The following is a 25342-nucleotide window of genomic DNA, read 5'->3' as shown; positions in this document are numbered from 1 at the left end:
CCCCCCGCAGCCGGGGAAACCGGCGGCCGGTCAAGGCGTCGTGCACCGTGCCGCGGGCGCACCCGGTGCGTCGCTGTGCGCCGGACGGCCGCAACTCGCCGCCGCCACAAGGCTGATCATCACCAGCCCGAAACTCACCAGGCCGAGTGCGAGAACGATGCCGCCGTGCAGCACAACGGCGAGCCCGAGTGCGATGCGGCGCAGACCGGGATTTCCGCACACGCACACCACGATCGCCGTTTCGAGCAAGATCGTCCCCCATGTGATCGCGGAGGAGAGAATGCTCCATTCGAGCAACGGCAGGAGGTCTGCGGTCACCCCGAAATACGCGTCCTGCATCACATGGTGCATCGCGCTGCCGTTGCGCCATTCGTGTTCGGCGAGTTTGATCCAGACCGCCTGCCCGTACACGAGTACGACCTGGAGCCGGATCACCAGATGCGTGATGTGCGCACTGCCCCGCCACCACGCCGGCAACGGTGTCGCGGCCCGTCTCCAATGCCACGCCCGATCATCGGCGAGGCACAGGGGGATCAGCAGGAGTGTGAGGAAACGGGCGACGTTCTCGCCGCCGTTGGGCACGTGCATCACAGCCGCCAGACTGAACGTGGCGTACCAATGCGGAATGCACGTCCAGCGTGGCCGATAACCCGATGCGGCGATCAGCAGCACGGCGGTGGTGACGAGACGGAAAACGGTCTGGGAGCCGGGAGACGAACTCGCGCACCAGAGCGAAAGGGCGCGAAGACCGTCACAGCGCGGCCCTTCCGGACCATTCGGCACGACCGGGAAGAGGTCGGTGTCCGAGGTGAAGACGAGCACCGTCAGCTCGGCCAGCGCGACCAGTGAGCGGGCGAGGCCGAAGGCGCGCGTGCGGTGGTCGAACGCCAGCGCGCGGACTACCGGGGTGCGCACGCGACGTCCACGACGGCGACGCGGACGACGTGCCGGACAAAGGCCTCACGGCTGGGTCGCTCGGTCGCGAACACGGTGCGTCCGCACGGCTTCTCCGCACTGAAGCGGCTGTTCAGGGCCAGTTTCGGTGCTGTGGCGATGACGTCGGCGCAGCCGGGGACGGTTGCCGCCGCGCAGTCCCGCCAGTGGCCGGCGGGCAGCTCCCGCACGGCCGCCAGCAGGCGCACCAGGTCCGCGTAGGACCCGCGGTCGAGGCCCGCCAGGTAGTCCCGGTCACCCGCGGTCCGGGTGATCGGGACGAACGTGCCCGCGGCCTCGTCGTGGTGGTACGCGACGGTGAACTCACGTCCCGCCGCATTGGTGAACAGCTGCATTCCCTGCGGCCAGAACAACCGGAAACTCTCCCGCTGGGCGGTCAGCCGAGACCCGACGACGTCGGCGGGCAGCTGCGCGACCGTGGTCGCCAGGAGAAACACCCCGAGTGCGGCGCCGGTGAAGGCCATGCCTTTCGCCGCACGCGTCTGAGCGTCCATTTCCTCGGACATGGGACCGGTTGTTCCTGTCGGTCAGCACTCGCCGGTCGTGCAGGGCCCGATGATGAGCGCTGTGTCGTTGTTCGAATCGGTGGGTTCCACGTCGGAAGCGGAACTCGCAATGGTCACGGCGACAAGTGCGGCAGCCGCCAGCAGCGCGCCAAAGAAACCGGACCGTCTCATCTTTTTCTTTCCCCTCCTGAGGCGACGAGGAACCTCCCTCCCTCGTCGCTGCGGAGGGGAATATTGCAGCGTTCGCCCACCACGTCAACTGGTGACGGGCCGTGTACGAGCGGTTTCTCTGCGTGATTCCACCTCAGGCTGAATCGGTACAGGCAAATCCCTGTATCTTTCCGCCTCTTGGGTCCTCTTAAAGGTGATATCTCATGTTCTCGTCGCGGTGCCACTGGTGTCCCCGCCGGCTCCACCCGTCGTACTCCGGAAGGAAGCGTGCGGCTGAATGGAATATCGGATTCTGGGCCCTCTGGAACTGCGGTCCGCCGGGCGTCCCGTGGCACTCGGGGGAGAGCGCCAGCAGAAGCTGCTGGCGCTTCTGCTGCTCGGCACGGGCGAGGTGGTCGGGTTCGACAGGCTGATCGACGAGTTGTGGGACGACCCGCCCCAGACCGCGCGCCGCCAGGTGTGCAACGCGGCCGCCGCGGTGCGCCGCGTCGTCACGCGGGGCGGCGGCCGGCTGACCACCAGCACGCACGGCTACCGCCTCGACCTGCCGGACGGCGCCCTCGACGCCGACGTGTTCCGCTCGCTCGCCGAAGCCGCGGAGACCGCTGCCGCGCAGGGCGTGCCCGAGCAGGCGGTGGGGTTGTTGCAGAAGGGGCTCGACCTGTGGCGCGGTCCGGTGCTGACCGGACTGGCCTCCCCCTCGATCGACGCGGCCGCCCAGGGCCTGCGCGAGCAGCGGCTGCAGGCCGTCGAACGGCTGGCCGGGCTGCGTCTCGAGCTGGGTGAGGTCACCTCGCTGCTCGGCGAGCTGACGGGTCTGGTGGCGGAGCACCCGCTGCGGGAGTCGTTGCGCGCCACCTTGATCCGGGCGCTGGACAGGGCCGGTCGGCGGGGCGACGCGCTGGCGGTGTTCGAGCGGGGGCGGCAGGTGCTCGCCGAGGAGCTCGGCACCGATCCCGGTCCGGAGCTGCGCGGGCTGCACGCCGAGCTCCTGCGCGCCGAACCGGTGCCGGCCGCGTCCGGCCGGTCCTGCCTGCCGTTCGACATCGCCGACTTCACCGGTCGGGGGTCCGAAGTGGACAGGGTGGTCCGCGCGGTCGGCGCGCGGGACAACGCGGTCGTCACCGTCGAGGGCATGGGGGGCATCGGCAAGACCGCGCTCGCCGTGCACGTGGCACACCGGCTGGCGGACCGCTTCCCGGACGGGCGCTGCTACGTCGACCTGCGGGGGTTCACCGCGGACACCACGCCGATGACCTCGGGGACCGCGCTCGAGCTGCTCCTGCGCCAGATCGGCGTGCCGGCGGAGCGGATCCCGGCCGACCCCGCCGCGCGCCGGGACCTCTGGCTGGCCGAGGTCTCCGGGCGCCGGGTGCTGGTGGTGCTCGACAACGCGGCCGACGCGGCCCAGGTCCGGCCGTTGCTGCCCGGAGCTCCCGGAACCGTGGCGCTGGTGGTGAGCCGCTGCCACCTCATGGCGCTCGAGGGCGCAGTCCCCGTGTCGCTCGACTTGCTGCCCGCCGGCGACGCCATCGCGTTGTTCCGCCGCATCGCCGGGGAGTCGCGCACGGACGCCGAACCGGAGGCGGTCGCGGACGTGGTCGCGCTGTGCGGCCGGCTGCCGCTGGCGATCAGGATCGCCGCCTCGCGCTTCTGCCGCAGGCCGTGGACCGTCGCCCACCTCGCCGAGCAGCTGCGCGACCGGCAGCGCCGCGCCCGCGCGTTCACCGCCGACGACCTGAGCGTGGCCGGCGTGCTCGCGCTGTCGTACCACCACCTGGACTCCGACCGGCAGGAGCTGTTCCGGCTGCTGGCGCTGGTCCCCGGCGCCGACCTCGACGCGCACGCCGCGGCGGCGCTCGCGGGCGTGCCCGTGCCCGACGCCCAGGACGTGCTGGAGGAACTGGTCGAGTGCAACCTGCTCATGCAGCGCAGGCCCGACCGCTACTGCCTGCACGACCTGGTGCGCGACTGCGCCCGCGACCTCGCCGACGCGGCGCACACACCGTCCGAACTGGACAGTGCGCGGCGGCGGTTGTTCGACTACTACCTGCACCTCGCCGACGTGCGGGGCCGCCGCAGCCTGCCGGGCCGCCGCGGCTTCGAGCCGGACCTGGCGTGGGAGCCGGAGCTGCCGCCGTCACGGTCCGAAGAGGACGACGTCCGCCAGCTCCGCGCCGAGTACAAGAACATGGTCGCGGTGGCCGAGTACGCGAGCGCGCACGGCTGGCACGTCCACGCGTGGCAGCTGCCGTGCCTGCTCATGCCCTACCTGACGCGGGTGGGCCAGCGCTCCGGTGTGCTCGAACTGTCCCGCAACGCTTTGAAGGCGGCGCAGGCGCTGGGCGACCGGTGCGGCGAGTCGATGGCGCTGACGACGATCGCGTTCGCGCTGCGCGAGGCCGGCCGTCACGGCGAGGTGCTGGAGTTCCTCGACCGCGCCATCACGATCAGCCGCGAGCTGGGTGACCTGCCCGCGGCCGTGGGGGGTCTGCGCGACCTCGGGTCCGCCTTGGTGCAGGCGGGCATGCTCGGCGACGCGGCCCGCAGCTTCACCGAGGCGGTGGCGCTCGCACGGTCGATCGGCGACCAGCGCGCCGAGGTGAACTCGACCATCGACCTGGGGTTCGTCGACTGCAACCTCGGCCGCTACGCCGAGGCCGACGCGCGGTTCCGCGAGGCGCTGGCGATGCACCAGCTCGACGGCTACGTGGGCGGCGAGGTCGTCGTGCTGATCAACCTGGGCTGGCTCGCGCAGCTGCGCGGCCGCGACGCCGAGGCGGTCGTCGCGCTGGAACGGGCGGTGCGGCTCAGCCGCGAGATCGGCATGAGCCGCGGCGAGGGGATCGCCCTGGCGTGGCTCGGGGTCACCTACCGCAGGCAGGGCCGGATCGCCGACGCTCTCGCAGCCGGGCGCGAAGCCCTGGAGTCCGCGCGCCGCATGGACTTGCGCGAACCCGAGGGCGACGCGCTGAACGGCCTGGCGGAGACCTGCCTCGCCGCCGGCCGGATCGGCGAGGCCGAGGCGTTGTCGTGGGAGGCCGAGGAACTGGCGATGACCGGTGCGCTGCCGATGGTGCGGGCACGGGCCCACGAGGGCCTCGCGCACGCCGCCGCCCGGCGGGGTGACCACGCCTCGGCGCGCCTGCACTGGGAACGGGCCGTCGAGCTGTACCCGGACGGCGCGGTGGACGCGGAGAACCCGCGCGCCCACCTGGATCGTCCCGGCGCGCTGTGCATGCGGTGCGTCCGCGGCGTGGGGAGCGCGCGGCCGGCGGTCGTGCGCGAGATCGCCTCGGTCGGATGACCAGGCACGACATCCGTGCATCGGTCACCGATGCGGCACGGATGCACGGTACTGGTGCACTGCTCGCGTCAGGTCGAACGGCGAGGAAGTGGTGTTCGAAGATGCTGCAGCCCGCGTTGCCCGCAAGGCTGGTGGATCGGCCCGCGCTGACCGCGGCGCTCGACGCGGCGGCCGACCACGAGGTGGTCGTCGTGAAGGCGGGGCACGGTTGGGGGAAGACGACCTCGGTGGCCGCGTGGGCGGCGACGCGACGAGCCTGCTGGCTCGCCGTCGACCGGGCGGACACCTCCCTCGAACGCCTGTCGCGCGGGCTGTTGCGCGCGTTGCGGCAGCGGTTGCCGCACCTGCCCGCCGAACTGGTCACGACCACCGCGCAGGGCGCCGGCACCGTCGCCGCGCTGGTCTGCGGGCTGCTGGACGCGCACCTCGACGAGCCTCTCGTGCTGGTGGTGGACGACGCCGGACTGCTCGGCGGGGACAGCGAGTGCGCGCGGCTGCTCGAGGCGTTGTGCCGCCGCGGCCCCGACCTGCTGCGGCTGGTGCTCGTCACCGGTGACGAGCTCGCGTTCGACCCCGGACCGGCCGCGGAGATCGGCTCGCGGGAGCTCGCCTTCACCGAGCGGGAGATCGCCGCGCTCGTCGACGACGACCCCGCCGAGGTGCTGGCGCGCACCGGGGGCTGGCCCGCGGCGGTCGTGCTGGGCGGCGGCGAACCGGCCGAGCTGGTGTCGGCCGTGCTGGCGGCGGAACCCGAGCAGAACCGGGACGTGTTGCGGGCCATCGCCTGTCTCGGAACCGCGAGCACGGCGCTGTGCCTGGCGCTCGGGTTCACCGACGTCCGCGACCGGTTGCCCGGACTGGCCCGCCGCGGGCTGGTCAGCGGACCGGAGTGGAGCGTCCTCGAACCCGTCGCCGAGGTGCTCCGGCGTGACACCGAGGACGAGGAGCTCCGGGTCAAGGCCGCGGTGTTCTGCGAACGCACGGGCGCGCACGCCGAGGCGTTGCGGCACCTGGTCGCCGTGCGGAGGTGGGACCTGGTGGCGCGGTTGTTGTTGCGCAGGGACGAGCAGATCGTCGCCGGCGGTGACGCCGACGCGGTGCTGGCCGCGCTGGAACAGCTGGACGTCGACGACTCCCGCCTGCACCTCGTGTGGGGCTTCGCCCTGCAACACAGGGGTGACTGGCTCGGGGCGCTGCACTCCTACGAGCAGGCGGGCGAGACAGGCGTGCGCCTGTCGTGGCGGATGGGGCAGCTGCACGCGCTCGCCGGGCAGACCGGTGCAGCCGTGGAGCTGTTCGAACGCACGGTGTTCGACGACGTCGCCTCGCTCGACGAGGTGCGGCTGCTGTCGCTGGCCGTGGGCTGGTTCCGCGAGACCGGCCGGCACGACAGGGCGCGCGAGCTGGCGGAGAGGTGCGCGGAGGCGGCGCGCAGGTGCACGGGCCACGCCGCGTTCGCCTGGAGCAGCAGGGCGTTCGGGTTGCTCGCCGGGTTCGACGGCGAGCGGGCGTCGTTCGAGATGCACTACGAGCAGGCCGTGGACCGGGCACGGCGGGCGGGCTGCCGCGTGCTGGAGCTGACGATCCGCTGTGAACGGGCGTCGTTCCTCGTGGAGACCGGTCCGGCGCGGGCGGTGGCCGAGATCGACGAGGTGCTGGTGCTCGGCAGGCAGGCGGGGCTCACCGGGCACGAGGCCGGGTGCCGGGGCGTCCGGGCGCGGGCGAACGTCCGGCTCGGCAGGTTCGACGACGCGCTGCGGGACGCCGGGCAGTGCGCGAAGGACCTCGTGACCAAGGCGGAGGTGCACCGCCGGCGGGGCGAACCCGGTCAGGCGCAGGCGTTCCTCGACGAGGCCCTGGCGCTGCCGGGCACCGACCCCCTCGTGCCGGCGACGCTCGCGAGGGTCGTGGCGGGCGAGGACGTCCGCCGGGCGCGGGAGCTCGCGGAGCACGCCGTCGCCACCAGCCAGGTCCTGCGGTTCCGGGAGGTGCCCGCACTGCTCGCCCGGGGCTGGGTCGCCGTGCTGGCAGGCGACCGGGACACCGCGCGGGCGGACGCCGCCTCGGCCAGGGCACTCGCGGGACGCCGGGGCGACAGGGCGGGGCTCGCGGACGCGTTGCAGCTGGCGGCGGCGACCTCGGCGGACCGCGAGGCCCTGCTGGCCGAGGCCGTGATGGTGTGGCGGGCGGCGGGGGACCCGGTGGGCGAGGCGGTCGCGGAACTGGCGGCGGCACGGCTGACCGGGGTGGACGTGCCGCGGTGGGAGAACACCCTGCGGGCACAGGGGGTTCGCACCGACGTGCGGATGGCCGACGTGCTCGGAGCCTGCGCCCCGAGGAGCGCGCGGATCGTCGTGCGGACGCTCGGCGGGTTCCAGGTGCTGCGCGACGGCGCTCCCGTGCCGTCCGCGTCGTGGCAGTCGAAGAAGGCACGTGACCTGCTGAAGATCCTGGCGGCCAACCGGGGACGGCCGGTGCCGCGGCCGCAGCTGGTGGAGCTGCTGTGGCCGGACGACCTGTCGGACCGCACCGCGAACCGGCTCTCCGTGCTGCTGTCGACGTTGCGGGCCGTGCTGTCCGCGCCGGGTCTGCCCGCCGACGCCGAGCCGCTCGTCGCCGACCGCGACACGGTGTCGCTCGACCTGTCCCTCGTGGACCTCGACGTGGCGGAGTTCCTCGACGCGGCGAACGCGGCGCTGGTGGCACATCGGCGGGCGGACCCGGCCGCGTTGTCGTTGCTGACCGACGCGGACGAGCTGCACGTAGGCGAGTTCCTGGCCGAGGAACCCTATGAGCAGTGGGCGGTCCAGGCCCGCGAGGAGGTCCGCGGGCGGTACACGGCCGTGCTGCGGGCGTTGGTGCAGCTGGTGCGCGATCCCGACCAGCAGGTCGGCTACCTGGTCCGGATGCTCGAGCTCGACCCCTACGACGAAAGCGCGCACGTGCGGCTGGTCAAGGCGCTGCGGGCGGCCGGACGGCACGGCGAGGCACGCCGGCGGTACCAGGTCTACCTGGAGCAGATGCATGAGATCGGTGTCCGGCCGGTCGAGCCGGACCTGTTCGGCACCAGGGGTTCGGAAGTTCTTCGGGCAGGCTGAGACCGGATCTCCCGGTACCGGGGCCACCTCCGCGGACGAGAGTCCGCCGGGGTGGCCCCACGTGTGTTTTCCCTGGTGGCACCAGGGATAAGAGCACCATCAGGTTTCCTGAAGGGTGTGCTAAGGGCCGGTTCGTAGCTTCGTCGCGTGAAGGAACAAGGGACAAGCGGCTGGCTGGTCCGCCCTCGGCCACGGCCGGAGGCGGCGCTGCGGGTGGTGTGCGTTCCGTACGCGGGCGGTGGCGCGTCGGCCTTCTGGGACTGGGCGGAGCTGCTCGGGGAGTCCGTCGAACTGTGGTGCGCGGTGCTGCCGGGCAGGGAACGGCGGTTCGCCGAGCCCGCGGTCACCGAGGCCGCGCGGGTCTCGGCGCCGCTGGCCGAGGCGATCCGGGCCGAGATCGCGGCACCGGTGGTGCTGTTCGGCCACAGCATGGGCGGCCTGATCGCGTTCGACGTCGCCCGCAGGCTCGGCGGCCAGGTCGAGCACCTGGTCGTGTCCGCGGCCAAGGCGCCGCACCTGCCGTTCGGCGGCGAACCGCACCTGCTCGACGACGACGGCCTGCTCGGCTGGATGACCACGCTCGGCGGCGTTCCCGCGGACCTGCTGGCGCACAGGGACGTGCTCGGCCTGCTCCTGCCGACGTTGCGCGCCGACCTCACCGTGTGCGCCGGGTTCCACGGCACCCGTGACGTGCTGGACGTGCCGATCACCGCGTTCTGCGGCACCGACGACCCGCTCGCGACCGCGGCCGACGTCGCCGCGTGGCGGCACCACACCGTCGCCGGCTTCGACCTGGTGGTCCGGCCCGGCGGCCACTTCTACCTCAAGGACGACCCGGCGGCGGTGACGAGCGTCGTGCGTTCGGTGACCGCCAAGGAAGGTGTGCAGTGACCCAGCAGCGACCAGCGGCCACCCGTGGCCAGCAGCAGATCTGGTTCTCCGACCAGCTCGCGCCGGACGCCACGTTCAACACCGTGCCGGTGCACGTGGAGATCACCGGTGACCTCGACCCCTACGCGCTCGCCACCGCCCTGACCGCCGTGGTCGACCGGCACGAGCCGTTGCGCACCAGCTACCGCCTCGACGGCACCGACCTCGTGCCCGAGGTCGCGCTGGAGGCGCACCTGTCGATCACCACCCACGACCTGCGCGACCTCCCCGCCGCCGCGCGGTCGGAGCGCGCCGAGGCGCTGGTGGCCGGGGAGCTCGCCCGCCGCGTCGACATCTCCGGCGGGCTGCCGCTGAGGGTCGTGCTGCTGCGGCTGGAGGACGACCGCCACCGGCTCCTCCTGCTGGTGCACCACATCGCGATCGACGGGGCGTCCGTCGCGGTGGTCCAGGACGAGCTGCCGCGCTGCTACCAGGCCGCCGTCGACGGCGGGGACGTGTCACTGCCCCGGCCCGCGGTCGCCTACCACGCCATCGCCCCGCTCGCCGGGGACGTCGGGCACTGGCGCACCGAGCTGGCCGACCTGCCGGAACCGCTGGAGCTGCCGGCGATCCGCACCCGCCCGGCCCGGCCCGACTTCGCCGCCGAGGTGCTGCCGCTGGTCGTGCCGGAGGAGCTCGCGGACGCGGTGCGGCGCACGGCGAGCACGCACCGGTCGTCGTCGTTCATGGTGCTGCTCAGCGCGTTCTCCGTGCTGCTGCACCGGATCACGGGCTCGTCGGACGTCGTGGTCGGCTCGCCGTCCGCCGGTCGCGAGCACGCCGACACCCACGACCTGGTCGGCTACTTCGTCAACATGCTCGCGCTGCGGGTGCGCCTGGGGTGGGACCCGACGTTCGGCGAGGTCATGGACGCCGTGCGCGACACCGTCCTCGACGCGCTCGACCACCGCGACGCGCCGTTCCACGAGGTCTGCGAGGCGCTCGGGCAGACCGGCGACGTGGACCGCCACCCGGTCTTCCAGGTCGTCTTCGCCTCCCCGCCACCGCTGGCCGGGCCGCTCGCCGCGGGGGGCTGCGTCTTCACGTTCACCCAGGGCACGAGCGACCAGGGCCTCTACGACCTCGAACTGCAGCTGCCCGACTCCGGCAGCGGCGAGATGCGCGGCTGGGTCAAGTTCCGCACCGCGCTGTACCACCGTGCCGACGTCGTCGACCTGACCGAGCGCTTCGCCATCGTGCTCGGCCAGCTCACCACCGCACCGCGAGCGCGGCTGTCGAACCTGTCGCTGCTCTCGCCCGGCGAGCGCGACCGGATCGTCCGCGACCTCAACGCCAACGCGACCGCGTACCCGGCGGACGCCACCCTGGTCGAGCTGTTCGAGCAGACCGCCGACCGCCACTCCGGCGACATCGCCGTCGAGTTCGGCAACGAGCGGCTCACCTACGCGGAGCTGGACCAGCGGGCCAACCGCCTCGCCGCGCACCTCGGCACCCTCGGCGTGGCCGGAAGCCCCGTCGGCCTCCTCGCGGACCGGGGCGTGGACTGGGTCGTCGCCGCGATCGCCGTGCTCAAGGCCGGGGGCGCCTACCTGCCGCTCGACCCGGAGTACCCGCTCGACCGCCTGCGGGCGCTGTGCGCCGACGCCTCCGCCACCGTCGTGGTCGCCGACCGCCCGGTGGCCCTGAGCGGGGTCGAGCTCGTCGACCTGTCCGCGATGGTCCTCACCTGTCCGGCCGACCGTCCACAGCGGACTGCGGTCGCGGACGACCTCGCCTACGTCATGTACACGTCCGGCTCGACCGGCATGCCGAAGGGCGTCTGCGTCAGCCACCGCAACGTGGTCCGGCTCGTCCGCGACACGAACTACGTCGACTTCGCGCCCGGTGACCGGGTCGCGCAGGCGTCCACGACGACGTTCGACGCGGCGACGTTCGAGATCTGGGGCGCGCTGCTGAACGGCGGCCGGCTGGTCGGGCTGCCCAAGGACGTCGCCCTCGACCCGGCGGCGCTGGGGGAGTGGCTGCGCGCCCACGAGATCGACACGCTCTTCCTCACCACCTCGGTCGCCATGCACGTGGCACGCGAGCTGCCCGGCGCGTTGTCCGGCCTGCGCTACTTCGTGTTCGGCGGGGAGCAGCCCGACGAGCACGCGATCGCGACGCTGATCGCCCACCCCGGCGGACCCGAGCACGTCGTGAACGGCTACGGCCCGACCGAGACGACCACCTTCGCGTCCAGCCACGAGTGCGAACGCGCGGAGGGCCGCGTCCCCTTGGGACGCGGGCTGAGCAACACCCAGCTCTACGTGCTGGACCAGTACCTCGAGCCCGTGCCGCCGATGGCCGTCGGCGAGCTGTGCGTCGGCGGGGACGGCGTCGGCCGCGGCTACGTCGGCAACCCCGCCCTGACCGCCGGGAAGTTCGTGCCCGACCACCTCGGCGGCAGGTCCGGGACGCGGCTGTACCGCACCGGAGACCTGGCGCGCCTGCTGCCGGACGGCACGTTCGAGTACCTGGGCCGCGCCGACCGGCAGGTGAAGATCCGCGGGTTCCGGATCGAGCCGGGCGAGGTCGAGGCGTGCCTGCACTCGTCGGGACTGGTCCGCCAGGCCGTGGTGGTGCCGCGTGAGGACTCCGCCGGTGACGTCGCCCTCGTCGGCTACGTCGTGCTGGAGCAGGCCGGCGAGGAGCAGCTCGACGAGCTGATGCGGCACGTGCGCGACGCGCTGCCCGCCTACCTCGTGCCGTCCGCGCTGGTGCCGCTGGAGGCGTTGCCGTTGACCCGCAACGGGAAGCTCGACCTGCGCGCGCTGCCCGGCCCGGAGATCGCCGCCGGGGAGCCGGACGAGCCGCGGACGCTCACCGAGGTCGCCGTCGCGAACCTCTGGCGGCAGGTGCTCGGCGCCGAGTCGATCGGCCGCGACACCAACTTCTTCGACCTCGGCGGTCATTCGCTCAAGGCCGCCCGGATCCTGTCGCGCATCGAGGGCGAGCTGGGGGTCCGGCTGCCCATGCGGTCGCTGTTCGACCACCCGACCGTCGCGGGCATCGCGACCGAGGTCGAGCGGTTGCGCGACACCACACCCATGTCCACCGGCGCGATCCGGGCAGGGGCCAGGCCCTCGCTCTCCGTCGCCGACCTGCTCGACCTGTGACCGGAGGGGGACTCGTGCAGGACGTGTTGCGGCGCTTGAGAGCGCTCGATCCCGACAAGCGCGCGGAGGTGTTCGCGCGGCTCGCCGAACGGGGCGAGGAGTTCAACGTCCATCCCGTGTCGTCCGGGCAGCGGAGGCTGTGGCTGCTCGACCAGCTGCACCCCGGTAGCCCCGTCTACAACGTGCCGTACGCCTTCCGGCTGCGCGGACCCGTGGACGGCACGGCGCTGGGGGAGGCGCTGCTCGCCCTCGGGCGGCGGCACGAGGTGCTGCGGACCGTGTTCCTGGACCTCGACGGCGACCCGCGCCAGGTGATCCTGCCGGAGCCGCAGTTCTCGCTCGTCGTGACGCACGCCGACGTCGGCGACCGCGACGCCTTCGCCAAGGCCCGTGCGGCGGAAGCGGCCCGCGAGCCGTTCTCGCTGGCGGACGGGCCGCTGCTGCGGGCCGAGCTGGTGGTGTTCGACGAGACCGACGCCTTGCTGCTGGTGTCGATGCACCACATCGTCTGCGACGGGTGGAGCACGCAGCTGCTGTTCGCCGAGTGGCGCGCCGCCTACGAGGGCCGTGACCTCGGGCCGGAACCGACGCAGTACCTGGACTTCAGCCGCTGGCAGACCGAGTGGCTCGCCGGTCCCGACGGCGCCCGGCTGCTGGACTACTGGACCGGGCAGCTCGCCGGGGTGCCGCCGGTGCTCGAACTGCCGGCGGACCGCCCGCGGCCGGCCGTGATGAAGATGCGCGGCGGCGCGGTCGAGTTCTCCTGGCCGGTCTCGCTCAAGGCGCGGCTCGACGAGTTCTGCCTGGCAGAGCGCGTGACGCCGTTCATGGTGCTGCTGACCGCGTGGAACGTGCTGCTGCACCGCTACTCCGGCGCCGATGACATCGTGGTCGGCACCAACGTCGGCAACCGGCGGGCCGAGGTCGAGAACGCGATCGGGTTCTTCGTCAACACCGTCGCGCTGCGGACCCGACTCGACCCCGAGGCGAGCTTCCTGTCGGTGCTGCACCAGGTGCGGGACACGACGCTGGCCGCGCAGCAGCACCAGGAGCTGCCGTTCGAACGGGTCGTCGAGGCGCTCGCGCCGCCGCGCAGCACCGCGCACCAGCCGGTCGTCCAGACGGTCGTCGGCATGGAGGACAGCCAGCACGAGATCTTCACGCTGCCCGGCGTCGCGGTCGAGAAGATCGCGTCGCACTCCGGGACCGCGAAGTGGGACCTGGAACTCGGCGTCACGTCGACCGAGGGCGGGATCTCCGGGCTGCTGGAGTTCGACAGCGCGCTGTACGACCCCGCCACCGCACGCCGGCTGCTCGGCCACCTGGAGACGGTCCTCGGTTCGGGTCTCGCCGACCCGTCCACCCCGATCGGGCGGCTGACGATGATCACCCCGGCCGAGCGGGTGCGGCTGCTGGAGGAGTGGAACCCGCCGGCGACGTGCCGGCTCGACGGTGTGCTGGTGCACGAGCTCACCGAGGCGTCGGCCGACCGCACGCCGGACGCGGTGGCGCTGGTGTTCGAGGACCAGCAGCTGACGTACGCGGAGCTGGACGCGCGGGCGAACCGGCTCGCGCACCTGCTGCGGTCGTCCGGGATCGGCCGCGGTGACCTCGTCGGCATCAGCCTGCCGCGGTCGATCGACCTCGTGGTGGCGCAGCAGGGCGTGCTCAAGTCCGGCGCCGCGTACGTGCCGCTCGACCCGGAGTACCCGGCCGACCGGCTCGCGTACATGGTCGAGGACTCCGGGCTGCGCCTGGTCGTGACGCTGGCGGCGCTCGCCGGCAGGTTCCCCGGTGCCGGCACGCTGCCGCTGGACGAGACCGACCTCTCCGGCCAGCCCTGCGACCGTCCACAGCGGACGATCGAGCCGGACGACCTGGCGTACGTGATCTACACGTCCGGGTCGACCGGCAAGCCCAAGGGCGCCATGCTGCCGCACCGGGGTGTGGTGAACCTCGCCGACGAGCTGGCGCGGATGCTCGGCATCGGGCCGGGCAACCGGATGCTGCAGTTCGCGTCGTTCAGCTTCGACGTGTCGGTCGCCGACATCATGGTGACGCTGCGGTCCGGCGCCACGGTGGTGCTCGCCGCGCAGCACGACCTGCAGCCCGGCCCGGACCTCGCGCGCACGATCAACGCGCAGCGCGTCGACTTCGCGTGCCTGCCGCCGACCGTGCTGAGGCTGACCGACCCCGCGCTCGTGCCCGGCCTGCGCACGCTGATGGCGGGCGGCGAGGCCTGCCCGGACGAGGTCGCCGCCGCGTGGGCGCCCGGCCGGCGGTTCATCAACGTCTACGGACCCACCGAGGCCAGCATCTGGATCACCTCGTCCGAGTGCGACGGCACGGAGAGCCCGTTGCCGATCGGGCGGCCGATCACCGGCAACACGGCCTACGTGCTGGACGGGAACCGGGAGCCGCTGCCCGTCGGGGTGCCGGGCGAGCTGTACCTCGGTGGCGTGCAGGTGGCCCGCGGGTACCTGAACCGGCCGGAGCTCACCGCCGAGCGGTTCGTGTCCGACCCGTTCGGCGACGGCCGCCTGTACCGGACCGGGGACCTGGCGCGGTTCCTGCCGGACGGGCAGGTCGAGTTCCTGCGGCGGATGGACGACCAGATCAAGCTGCGCGGGTACCGGATCGAGCTCGGCGAGATCCAGACCGCGGTGGCGCAGCACCCGTCCGTGCGCGCGGCGGTGGTCATCGCCCGCGAGGACGTGCCGGGGGACGTGCGACTGGTCGCCTACGCGGTCGCCGCCGAGGGGTGCCGGATCGACGCGGCGCAGCTGCGGGCGTCGTTGCGGCGCGGGCTGCCCGAGTACATGGTGCCGTCGGCGTTCGTGCAGGTGCCCACGATCCCGCGCAACCCCAACGGGAAGCTCGAGCGCCGGGCGTTGCCGAAGCCGGAGTCGGTGGTCTCCGAACGGGTCGTGGTGCCCGCCGGCAACCAGACCGAGCGCGCGATCTCCGAGGTGTGGCGCGAGGTGCTGCGGATGGACCGGGTCGGCGCGGACGACAACTTCTTCGACCTCGGCGGCAACTCCCTGTTGCTGGTGAAGGCGCGCAGCAGGCTGGCCGAGGTGTTCGCGCGGGAGGTGCCGACGGTCACGTTGTTCACCTACCCGACCGTCCGCGCGCTGGCCGCTCACTTCGACGGCGGCGGGCAGACCGGCACGCGTGCCGCCGGTGGCAGGAAGGCTTTGCTGGCGAGGGGGAAGAAGTCGTGACGGAGTACACGGGACTGGAGATCGCGGTGGTCGGCATGGCCGGCCGCTTCCCGGGATCGTCCACTGTGGAGGAGTTCTGGGAGAACGTGCTCGCCGGCGAGGTCGGCGTGCGCCGCTTCACCGACGAGGAGCTCGACGCGGCGGGCGTGACCGCGCAACGACGCGCGGAGCCGGGATTCGTACCCGTGGGTGGCGCGCTGGACGGCATCGAGTTCTTCGACGCCAAGCTGTTCGGCTACAGCCCGCGCGACGCCGCCGTGCTGGACCCGCAGCAACGGGTGTTCCTGGAGTGCGCCTGGCACGCGCTGGAGCACGCCGGGCACCTCGGCGGCGGGGCGGAGGTCGGCGTCTACGCGTCGGCCAGCGTCGACACGTACCTGCTGCGGCACCTGTGGAACAACCCGGCGGTGCCCGGTGGCCTGCAGCCGCTCGACCTGCTGCTGGCCAACGACAAGGACACGCTCGCCAGCCGTGTCGCCTACCACCTCGACCTGACCGGCCCGGCGATCACCGTGCAGACGGCGTGCTCGTCGTCGCTGGTGACGATCCACGTGGCCTGCCAGGCACTGCTGGGCCGCGACTGCGACATCGCCCTGGCCGGCGGCGTGTCGATCCGGCCGCCCGTGCACGAGGGCTACCAGCACACCGAGGGCGGCATCCTCGCCGCCGACGGCCGGTGCCTGCCGTTCGACGTCGACGCGCACGGCGTGGTCGCGGGCAACGGGGTCGCCGCCGTGGTGTTGCGGCGTCTCGAGGACGCGATGGCCGACGGCGACACGATCCACGCCGTCGTGAAGGGCACCGCGGTCAACAACGACGGCGCCGGCAAGGTGGGCTTCACCGCGCCGAGCGTCAACGGGCAGGCGCGGGTCATCAGGGCAGCGCACGACCTGTCCGAAGTGGACTCGTCGACCATCGGCTACGTCGAGGCGCACGGCACCGCCACCCCGCTGGGCGACCCGATCGAGGTCGCCGCGCTGACGCAGGCGTTCGTGCACCCGCCTTCGGCGTGCGCGCTCGGGTCGGTGAAGGCGCTGATCGGGCACCTGGACGCGGCGGCCGGTGTCGCCGGGTTCGTCAAGGCGGCGCTCGCGGTCGGGCACGGCGTCGTGCCGCCCAGCCCGTACTTCACGGCGCCGAACCCCGAGACCGGGCTGGAGGACAGCCCGTTCTTCGTCAACCGCGAGGTGCTGCCCTGGCCCGGTGACGGGCCGCGCAGGGCCGGGGTCAGCGGCTTCGGCATGGGCGGTACGAACGCGCACGCCGTGCTGGAGGAGCCGCCGTCGCCGGAGCCGATGCCGCCCGGCCGCTCGCGGCACCTGCTGGTGTTGTCGGCGGCGAGCGAGCAGGCGTTGGAGCAGAGCAGGAAGAGGCTGGCGGAGCACCTCGCCGCGGGTGGGCACGAACTGGCGGACGTGTCGCACACGGTGCGCACCGGCCGTCGTGCGTTGCGGCACCGGCTCGCGGTCGTGGCCGGTGACCGCGCCGACCTGACCGGGGCCTGGACCGGCTCGGGCGACCGCAGGGACGTGGTGTTCCTGTTCCCCGGCCAGGGTTCCCAGTACGCGGGCATGGCCTCCCAGCTCGCCGACGAGGAGCCGGTGTTCCGCGCGGCACTCGACGAGTGCGCCGCCCACCTGCCGTTCGACCTCCACGAGGTGCTGGCCGACGCCGAACGGCTGACCCGCACGAAGTACACCCAGCCGGCGCTGTTCGCGGTCGAGTACTCGCTCGCGAAGCTCTGGCAGCACTGGGGTGTGCGGCCGGTCGCGATGCTCGGGCACAGCGTCGGCGAGTACGTGGCGGCGTGCCTGGCCGGGGTGTTCGGGCTGCGGGACGCGCTGGGCCTCGTCGCCGCCCGCGGCGCGCTGATGGACGCGCTGCCCGCCGGCGCCATGCTGTCGGTGCCGCTGGGCGCCGCGGACCTGGACCTGCCGCCGGACGTGTGCCTCGCGGCGAGCAACGCGCCGAACCTGAGCACGGTCGCCGGCACGTTCGAGGCCGTCGGGAGGTTCGAGGAGAGCCTCGCGGTCACCAGCCGCAGGCTGCACACCTCGCACGCCTTCCACTCCTCGATGATCGACCCGGTGCTCGGCGAGTTCGCCGCGCTGGTGAGCGAGGTCGAGCTGCGGGAGCCGCGGATCCCGTTCGTCTCGAACGTGTCCGGCACCTGGATCACGGACGCGGAGGCGACCGACCCCGGCTACTGGGCGCGGCACGCCCGCGCGGCCGTCCGGTTCAGCGAGGGACTGACGACGATCCTCGCGAACGGCCCGGCGAACCTGCTGGAGGTCGGACCGGGCAACGTCCTGAGCACGCTGGCCCGGCAGCACGACCTGACCGGCAGCGCGGCCTACGGGTCGCTGCGGCACCCGCGCGAGGACAAGCACGACCTCGACACCGTGCTGGCCGCGGCGGGCCGGCTGTGGATCGCCGGTGCCGACGTGGACCTCGGGGCGCTGACGGCGGACGAACGCCGCCGCCGGGTTCCGCTGCCGGGATACCCGTTCGAGCGGGCGCGGCACTGGGTCGACCTGCCGGGTACCGCACCGCGCGAGGCCGAGGTAGTCGAGGAAGCGCGCGAGCGGGAGGTGGCCGCGACGGGTGACCTCGCCGTGATCACCGGGATCTGGCAGGAGCTGCTCGGCATCGCGAGCATCGCCCCGGACGACGACTACTTCGAGCTGGGCGGGCATTCCCTGCTGGCGACCCAGGTCCTCGCGCGGATCACGGCCGACCTCGGCGTCGTGCTGCCGGCGGCCGCGATCTTCGAGGCGCCCACGCCGGCGAAGCTCGCCGCCAGGGTCGAGCAGCTGCGGGCGCACGAGCCGGAGCAGGACGACGAGTTCGCCCGGCTGCTCGCCGAGATCCGTGACATGTCACCGGAAGAGCTGCGGGCCGAACTGGACCGCGAGCGGGACGCCCAGGAGATCTCCCAGTCATGACAGACCACCTGACCAGCTCACTGACCGAGGAGCAGCGCCAGCTGCTGGCCCTGCGGCTGCGCAACGCCGACCGCTCGCAGCCGGTGTCGTTCACCCAGGAGCAGCTGTGGTTCCTCGACCGCCTCGACCCCGGCAACCCCGCCTACGCGATCCCGTTCGGGCTGAAGCTCACCGGGCCGCTCGACCGCACCGCCCTCGAACTGGCGGTGGGCCGGGTCGTCGACCGCCATTCCGCGCTGCGCACCACGTTCTTCGAACGGGATGGCGAGCTGCGGCAACGGGTGCGCGACAACGTCTCCATCGCCATCGAGGTCACCGACCTGACGGCGGACCCCGGACGTGCCGGGGAAGTGGCCCTGGAGCACGCCCGGCACGTCTTCGACCTGAGCACGGGCCCGCTGGTGGCGTTCCGGCTCGTGGTGCTCGGCGAGCAGGAGCACCTCCTGCTGGTGACGGCGCACCACATCGTGTTCGACGCCGCCTCGGCCGAGGTCTTCGGCTCCGACCTCGTCGCGTTCTACGGCGGTGAGGCGCTGCCCGAGCTGCCCACGACGTTCGGGCGGCACGCGGCGGCCGAGCGGCGCAGGCTGACCGACGAGGTGATGGACGAGCACTTGGCGTACTGGAGGGACAAGCTCGCGGACAGCCCCGCGCGGTCCACGGTGCCGTCCGACCTGCCGCGCCCGGCGATCCAGACCCACAGGGGCGGACGACGTCACTTCGTCGTGCCCGCCGACCTCACCGGGAAGCTCGCCGCACGAGCCCGTGAGCTCGGTGTGTCGCTGAACGCCGTGGTGCTCAGCGGGTTCGCGGCACTGATCGGCCAGGAACGGGTGCTGCTCGGCATGCCGGTCAGCGGTCGCGGCCGCCCGGAGCTGGAGCCGATGATCGGCTCGCTGGCGAACATGCTGGTGCTGCGGGTCGACCTCGGCGCCGACCCCGACGAGGTGGTCCGGGGCACGCACCGCGCGATCAGCGAGGCCTACGCCCACCAGGACGCGCCTTACGCACGGGTCGTCGAGGCCGTCGACCCGCCGCGCGACCCGAGCCAGAACCCGTTGTTCCAGGCCATGCTCAGCCTCACCGAGGCGCCGGCGGCCAAGACGGCCGGCGGGGTCGAGTTCAGCCCGTTCGAGGTCGACAACGGGCTCACCGACTTCGACCTGTTCGTGGTGCTGTCCAGAGTGGACGGCGAGCTGCGCGGTGTCCTCGGCTACAACGCGGACCTCTACCTCGACGAGACCGTCGGTGAGCTGGACGAGCAGTTCCTGACCGTGCTGAGCGGGCTGGCGGCGGGGGAGCCGCTGCGGCGGCGCGACCGGATCTCGATCGCCGCCACGTTCACCGCCGACCCGGTGCGCGAGCCGCTCGACGTCCTGAACGGCGTGCTGCGCCTGCCGGTCGACGTCGAACTGGCTCCCTACGGGCAGATCGTCCAGCACCTGCTCGGCGGCGACGGCGGCAGGCTCGCCGACGTCGTGCTGCTGCGCTGGGAGGACTGGCTGCGCCACGGCGACTCGGTCGAGGCGAGCTGGCAGGACCTCGAGGCCGCGGTCACCGCCTACCGGCAGCGGTCCGCCGCCCCGCTGTTCCTCGTCGTCTGCCCGTCCGCGCAGCCCTTCGGCCACCTCGACGACCGGCTCGCGGTGCTCGCCGACCAGACCGGCGGCGTGCACGCGGTGTGGTTCGCGGACTGGGCCGAGGCGCTGCCCGTCAGCGCCCCGTTCGACCCGCAGGCCGACAAGCTCGGCCACGTCCCGTACACGCAGGAGATGTTCGCCGCGCTGGCGATCCTGCTGACCCGCGAGCTGCACCCGGACTCACCGCGCCTGCACCTGCTGGACACCGCGCTCGGCGACCCGGCCTCGCTCGCCGGTCGCGCCGCGCCCGCCGTCCGGGCCGTCGCGGTCGGCACGCCTCCCGTGGCGCCGCGCACCAGGACCGAGGAACGGCTCGCGAAGGTGTGGCGGGAGGTCCTCAAGCTCGACGAGGTCGGCGTCACGCACGACTTCTTCACGCTGGGCGGGCATTCGCTGCTCGCCACGCAGCTGCTGTCGAAGGTGTTCGCGGAGTTCGGCGTCGACGTGTCGCTGCACGCGCTGTTCACCCACCCGACCGTCGAGGCGCTGGCCGGGCTCGTCGACGAGCCGGGGCAGACCGGGCACCCGCTGTCGCCGGTCTCCCGCACCGGCCCGCTGGAGCTGTCGGCCATCCAGCAGCGGATGTGGGCGGCGACCCAGCTCGACACCACCACGACCCGGATGAACACCACGTTCGCCGTCAGGTTGCGGGGCTCGCTGGACGTGCCGGCGTTGCGCGCCGCGGTGGCCCAGGTCGTGCGCAGGCACGAGATCCTGCGCACCACGTTCGCCGAGCGGGACGGCCGGCCGGTCATGGTCGTGCACCCGGACCTGGACTGCTGGCTGCCCGAGGCCGTCGGCTCGCCCGGCGAGTTCCTCCTGGAGCACACCGGCCACGTCTACGACCTGGAGAACGGGCCGCTGCTGCGAGTCCGGCTGGTGCGGACCGGCACGGACGAGCACCACCTGCTGCTCGGCATGCACCACATCGTCTGCGACAACACGTCGTGGGGCGTGCTGCTCGCCGAGCTGTCGGCCGGCTACGCGCGGGCAGAGCTGCCGGAGCTGGCGGTGCAGTACGCGGACTACGCGGCCTGGCAGCGGGAACTTCTCACCGACGAGGCCCTCGAACCGCACGCGAACCACTGGCGCTCCTACCTCGCCGAGGCGCCGTCGCAGCTGGAGCTGCCGGCACGACGCCCCGAGCGCAACGAGACCCGGCGCACGTCGTCCGAGGTCCCGGGCACCGTCGCGGAAGCGTTGAAGGACCTGGCCCGCGCCGAGGGCAGCACGCCGTTCGCCACGCTGCTCGCGGCGTACGCGGTGGTGCTGTACCGGCGCAGCGCGCAGCCGGACGTCGTGCTGAGCGTGCCGCAGCAGGGCAGGCCGCGCCCGGAGGTCGAGCACCTCGTCGGCTGCTTCACCGACCTGCTGCCGATCCGCGTCGACCTGGCGGGGCGCCTCACGTTCCGCCAAGTCCTGCAGCGGGTGCACCGCGCGATGGTCGACGGCTACCGGCACGCCGACGTGCCGTTCTCCAGCGTCGCCCACGTGCTGCCGCGGCAGAAGGGCCGGCACCCGGTCTACCAGTGCGCGTTCAACTACGCGGACCTGCCCGAGGAGGCGATGACGTGGCCCGGGCTCGACCTGGAGCCGCTGGAGGTGCCGGTCACGAGCCTCGACTTCGACCTGTTCCTCACGCTGACCACCGAGCACGGCGAGCTGGCCGCGACGCTCGAGTACAGCGCCGACGTCTTCACCCCCTGCGGCGCCGACGAGCTGCTCGGGTCGTTCGTCGCCCAGCTGGCCGAGCTGGTCGGCGCGCCGGACACGCCGATCGTCGTCGAGGGCACGGCGAGGTCCACTGTGGACGGCCTGCCGGTGAGCGTCGTGTCGTCGCGCCCGGTCGACGGGGTGTTGCCGGTCCTGTCGTCGTGGGCGGACAAGCTCGGCCTGCCGCTGACCGTGCGCACGACACCGGCCGGCCAGGTCCTGCGCCCGTTGCTGGACCCGGAGGCCGGGCTCGACGGGGTGGAGCGGGAGGTCACCGCGCTGTTGCTGCGGTGGGAGGACCTGTTCGAGGGCGGCGTCGCCGCGTTCGAGATCGCGTTCGCCCGGCTGTGCGGCGCGATCGGGCGGTGGACCGGGCGCACGGGTGCGTCGCTCGCGGTTCTCGCCACGTCCGAACGCGGGGAGAAGCCGTGGCCCGGTGTCTTCGGGCACGCGGCGGACCGGCTGGCCCGCCGCTTCCCGGCGGTGACGGTCGTCGACCTGCTGACGGCCGAGGGCAACGGGGACGTCGTGCTGGGCACCGCTCTCGCGCGGCTCGTCCACGGCGGTGAGCTGCCGGAGGAGCCCAGGGCGGCGGAAGCCCCGCGCACCGGCGAGGAACGCGCTCTCGCCGCCGTGTGGCAGGACGTGCTGAAGCTCGCCGAGGTCGGTGTGCACGACGACTTCTTCGAGCTGGGTGGCGACTCGATGACCGCCATCCAGGTGGTGTGGCTCGCGAACCAGGCGGGCATCAGGTTCACGCCGGCCCAGCTCACGGCCAAGCGCACGATCGCCGAGCTGCTGCGCGTCCCGATGACGCCGGAGCAGCAAGCGCTTGCGGGCGTGTGGTGCGAGGTGCTGAAGCTGCAAGAGGTCGGTCCGCACGACGACTTCTTCGAGCTGGGCGGTGACTCGATGACCGCCATCCAGGTGGTGTGGCTCGCGAACCAGGCGGGCATCAGGTTCACGCCCGCCCAGCTGACCGCCAAGCGCACGATCGCCGAGTTGTGCGCCGCGACCGCGCCTCAGCCGGTCGTGGACCAGGGACCGGTTCAGGGCGACTTCCCGGCCACCGGTGCCCAGCGCTGGTTCTTCGAGGCGCTGGCGACGTCGATGGTCGCGCCCGCCCACTTCAACCACCCCTACTACCTCCGGCTGCGCGTGCCGGCCACGCCCGAGCAGCTGGAGCAGGCCACGAACGCGTTGGTCGCCCACCACGACGGGCTGCGGCTGCGGTTCCGCCGCGAGGGAATCGACTGGTACGCCTCCCACGGCCCGGTCGAGGGCGCGATGCCGTTCGTCTCCTTCGACGTCTCGGACGCGGCCGACCGTGAAAAGGCGATCGAGGACCACCTGAACGAGGTGCACCCGACGCTCGACATCGCGGACGGCCCGCTGGCCAAGGTCGTCCACTTCGGACTCGGCGGCCACGAGCCCGACCGCGTGATGGTCATCTGCCACCACCTGGTCACCGATGGCGTCTCGCGCAGCCTCGTCCTGGAGGACTTCCAGAACGCGCTGCGCCAGGTGCTCGCCGGCGAACCCGTCGACCTCGGGCCCAAGACGACGTCGTTCCGGGACTGGGCGCTGAGGATCGACGAGTACGCCCGCGGCCCGCAACCGCTGGAGGAGCTCGAGTACTGGGAGAGGCAGGCGCCCGGCAGCGAGGAGCTGACCCCGGACCTGCCCGGCCTCAACACCTTCGGCGTCATGCTGGACATCCACACGACGATCGACGCCGAGACCACCGCACGTCTGCGCGAGCTGGCCAAGCGGCACCAGGTCGGTGTCGGCGACCTGCTCGTCTGGGCGTCCGTGCGAATGGCCGCCGAACGGTCCGGCAGTCCCGAGTGGACGATCGCGACCACCGGGCACGGCCGCGAGGCGTTGTTCGACGGCCTCGACCTGTCCCGCACGGTCGGCTGGTTCCAGGTGATGTACCCGATCCGGCTCACGCTGCCGGAGGGCGCCGACACCGACGCGGTCGTGTCGCTGGCCGAGCAGCTCGGGACGGTGCCCGTCAACGGCATCGGCTACGGCCTGCTGCGCTACAACCACCCGGACCCGGCCGTGCGGCAGCGGCTGGAGAAGCCCAGCCCGCAGCTGACCGTCAACTACGCCGGGGCGTTCGGGTTCACCGACCTCTCCAGCGCCGGCGAGCTGTTCGACCTCTGCCAGTCCGAGCTCGGTGTCCTGCAGGACAGGGGAACCGTCTGGCCCGGCCGGATCGACGTCGTCGGATCGCTGGTGGACGACCGGATCCGCATCGAGATGAACTACGGCACCGAGATGTACCTGCCCGAGACCGCGCGCCGGATGCTCGGCCGAATCGAAGAGCTGCTCCGCCGGCTCGTTGACCAGAACAGGACGAGGTAATGCCCAAACCTTCGGGATTCGGCGCGTTCACGATCATGTGGGTGGGACAGCTGCTGTCCGCCCTCGGCACCCGCATGACGAACTTCGCGCTCAGCATCTGGGTGTGGCAGCACACCGGCTCGGCCACGTCGATGGCGCTGATGATGTTCTGCGGCTTCGGCTCCACCGTGCTCTTCAGCCCGGTCGCGGGCAGCCTGATCGACAGGTGGAGCCGCAAGACGTCGATCATCGTCAGCGAGATCGGGTCGATCGCGGTCACGTTCATCCTGCTGGCGCTGTTCCTCACCGACTCGACCGAGCTCTGGCACCTGTACCTCGTCAACGTGCTGACCGGCGCGCTGCTCGCGATCCAGGGACCGGCGTTCGGGGCGACCATCGCGCTCATGATGGAGCGGGGCAGGTTCCTGCGGGCCAACGCGATGATGTGGTCGGTCAAGAGCTTCCCGGTGATCTTCGCGCCGGCGTTCGCCGCCACCCTGCTCGGGCTCACCGGCATCAAGCTGATCCTGCTCGTCGACGGGCTCACCTACGTGGCCGCGATCATCACGGTGCTCGTCGTGCACATCCCGCGGGTGCCCGGCCAGGACCGCGAGAAGAGCACCTTCTGGCAGGACTGCGTGTTCGGATTCCGCTACATCGTCGAACGCCCGCCGCTGCTCGCGGTGCAGGTCGTCCTGTTCTCCATCAGCCTCCTCGCGGCCCTCGCGTGGGCGCTGATCGTGCCGCTGGTGCTCGCCCGCACGCTGGGCGACGAGGGAACGCTGGGCCTGGTGCAGAGCATCGGCGCGGTCGGCGGTGTGCTGGGCGGCACGCTGCTCGCGTTCATGAAGCCGCCGCGCCGCAAGATGCTGGTCGTGCTGGGCGCGATCCTCGTGTTCAGCATCGTCGGCCGGATCCTCTACGGCGTCGGTGACGGCCTGATCGCGTGGGCGGCGGCGATGTTCTTCGTCGAGCTGACCATCCCGTTCATCGACGGTCTCGCGCAGACCATGTGGCAGGAGAAGGTCGACCCGGCCGTGCAGGGACGCGTCTTCGCCGCCCGCAACTTCTTCGAGAACCTGTCGGTCCCGATCGGCTTCGCGGCCGCCGGACCGCTGGTCGACAAGGTGCTGGAACCCGCCATGCGAGGCGACACGGCGCTCGCGGACGCGTTCGGCTGGCTGGTCGGCACCGGACCGGGCTCGGGCATCGGGCTGCTGTTCGTGGTCGTCGGTGTGCTCGGCGCAGGCGTGGGTGTCGCGGGCTTCCTGAGCCGCAACGTCCGCGAGGTCGAGACCCTCGTGCCGGACCACGAGCCGGAGCCGGAAGCGAAGCCGCTCGACCGCCAGCCCGCGCTGGCCGACTGAACGACGAAGGGGGAGAACA

10 protein-coding genes are annotated in these 25342 nt (G+C 72.6%); 8 read left to right on the top strand and 2 right to left on the bottom strand.

What is annotated here, in order from left to right; translation table 11 throughout:
- Positions 1-30: 30 nt before the first annotated feature.
- The gene (locus BLQ91_RS22030) at positions 31-915 is read right to left on the bottom strand and encodes a sporulation-delaying protein SdpB family protein (RefSeq protein WP_090099316.1); all 885 of its coding nucleotides are present in this window, start codon (positions 913-915) and stop codon (positions 31-33) included.
- Entirely contained in the window at positions 900-1460 is a 561-nt protein-coding gene (locus BLQ91_RS22025) for a hypothetical protein (protein ID WP_090099314.1), read from the bottom strand. The genes BLQ91_RS22030 and BLQ91_RS22025 overlap by 16 nt, the downstream gene beginning before the upstream one ends.
- Before the next feature lie 448 nt (positions 1461-1908).
- Between BLQ91_RS22025 and BLQ91_RS22020 the strand changes: the two genes are divergently transcribed.
- The 8 genes from BLQ91_RS22020 (at position 1909) to BLQ91_RS21985 (ending at position 25323) form a co-directional block, all read left to right on the top strand.
- A complete protein-coding gene (locus BLQ91_RS22020) occupies positions 1909-4938 on the top strand; it encodes an AfsR/SARP family transcriptional regulator (protein WP_090099312.1) in 3030 nt (1009 codons plus the stop codon).
- 101 nt (positions 4939-5039) lie between these two features.
- Entirely contained in the window at positions 5040-8036 is a 2997-nt protein-coding gene (locus BLQ91_RS43375) for a BTAD domain-containing putative transcriptional regulator (RefSeq protein ID WP_090099310.1), read from the top strand.
- Between the two features lie 147 nt (positions 8037-8183).
- Positions 8184-8927, top strand: coding sequence for a thioesterase II family protein (locus tag BLQ91_RS22010; protein ID WP_090099308.1), 744 nt, complete (start codon positions 8184-8186; stop codon positions 8925-8927).
- On the top strand, positions 8924-12082 hold the full coding sequence (locus BLQ91_RS22005) for a non-ribosomal peptide synthetase (RefSeq protein ID WP_176959891.1): 3159 nt from the start codon (positions 8924-8926) through the stop codon (positions 12080-12082). The genes BLQ91_RS22010 and BLQ91_RS22005 overlap by 4 nt, the downstream gene beginning before the upstream one ends.
- A 14-nt stretch (positions 12083-12096) precedes the next feature.
- Positions 12097-15306 carry a non-ribosomal peptide synthetase gene (locus tag BLQ91_RS22000; RefSeq protein WP_176959890.1) on the top strand — a complete coding sequence of 1070 codons (3210 nt, stop codon included), beginning with the start codon at positions 12097-12099 and terminating at the stop codon, positions 15304-15306.
- Positions 15303-18251, top strand: coding sequence for a type I polyketide synthase (locus BLQ91_RS21995; RefSeq protein WP_245733726.1), 2949 nt, complete (start codon positions 15303-15305; stop codon positions 18249-18251). The genes BLQ91_RS22000 and BLQ91_RS21995 overlap by 4 nt, the downstream gene beginning before the upstream one ends.
- Entirely contained in the window at positions 18248-23977 is a 5730-nt protein-coding gene (locus BLQ91_RS21990; protein WP_090099302.1) for a condensation domain-containing protein, read from the top strand. Before BLQ91_RS21995 ends, BLQ91_RS21990 begins: the two co-directional genes overlap by 4 nt.
- Positions 23977-25323, top strand: coding sequence for an MFS transporter (locus tag BLQ91_RS21985; protein ID WP_090099300.1), 1347 nt, complete (start codon positions 23977-23979; stop codon positions 25321-25323). Before BLQ91_RS21990 ends, BLQ91_RS21985 begins: the two co-directional genes overlap by 1 nt.
- Positions 25324-25342: the final 19 nt, after the last annotated feature.

Source organism: Lentzea jiangxiensis (assembly GCF_900104175.1).
GTDB classification, from domain to species: Bacteria; Actinomycetota; Actinomycetes; order Mycobacteriales; family Pseudonocardiaceae; genus Lentzea; species Lentzea jiangxiensis.
The sequence above is the reverse complement of the archived record's forward strand: the minus strand, read 5'-3'. Positions and strand labels throughout refer to the sequence as shown.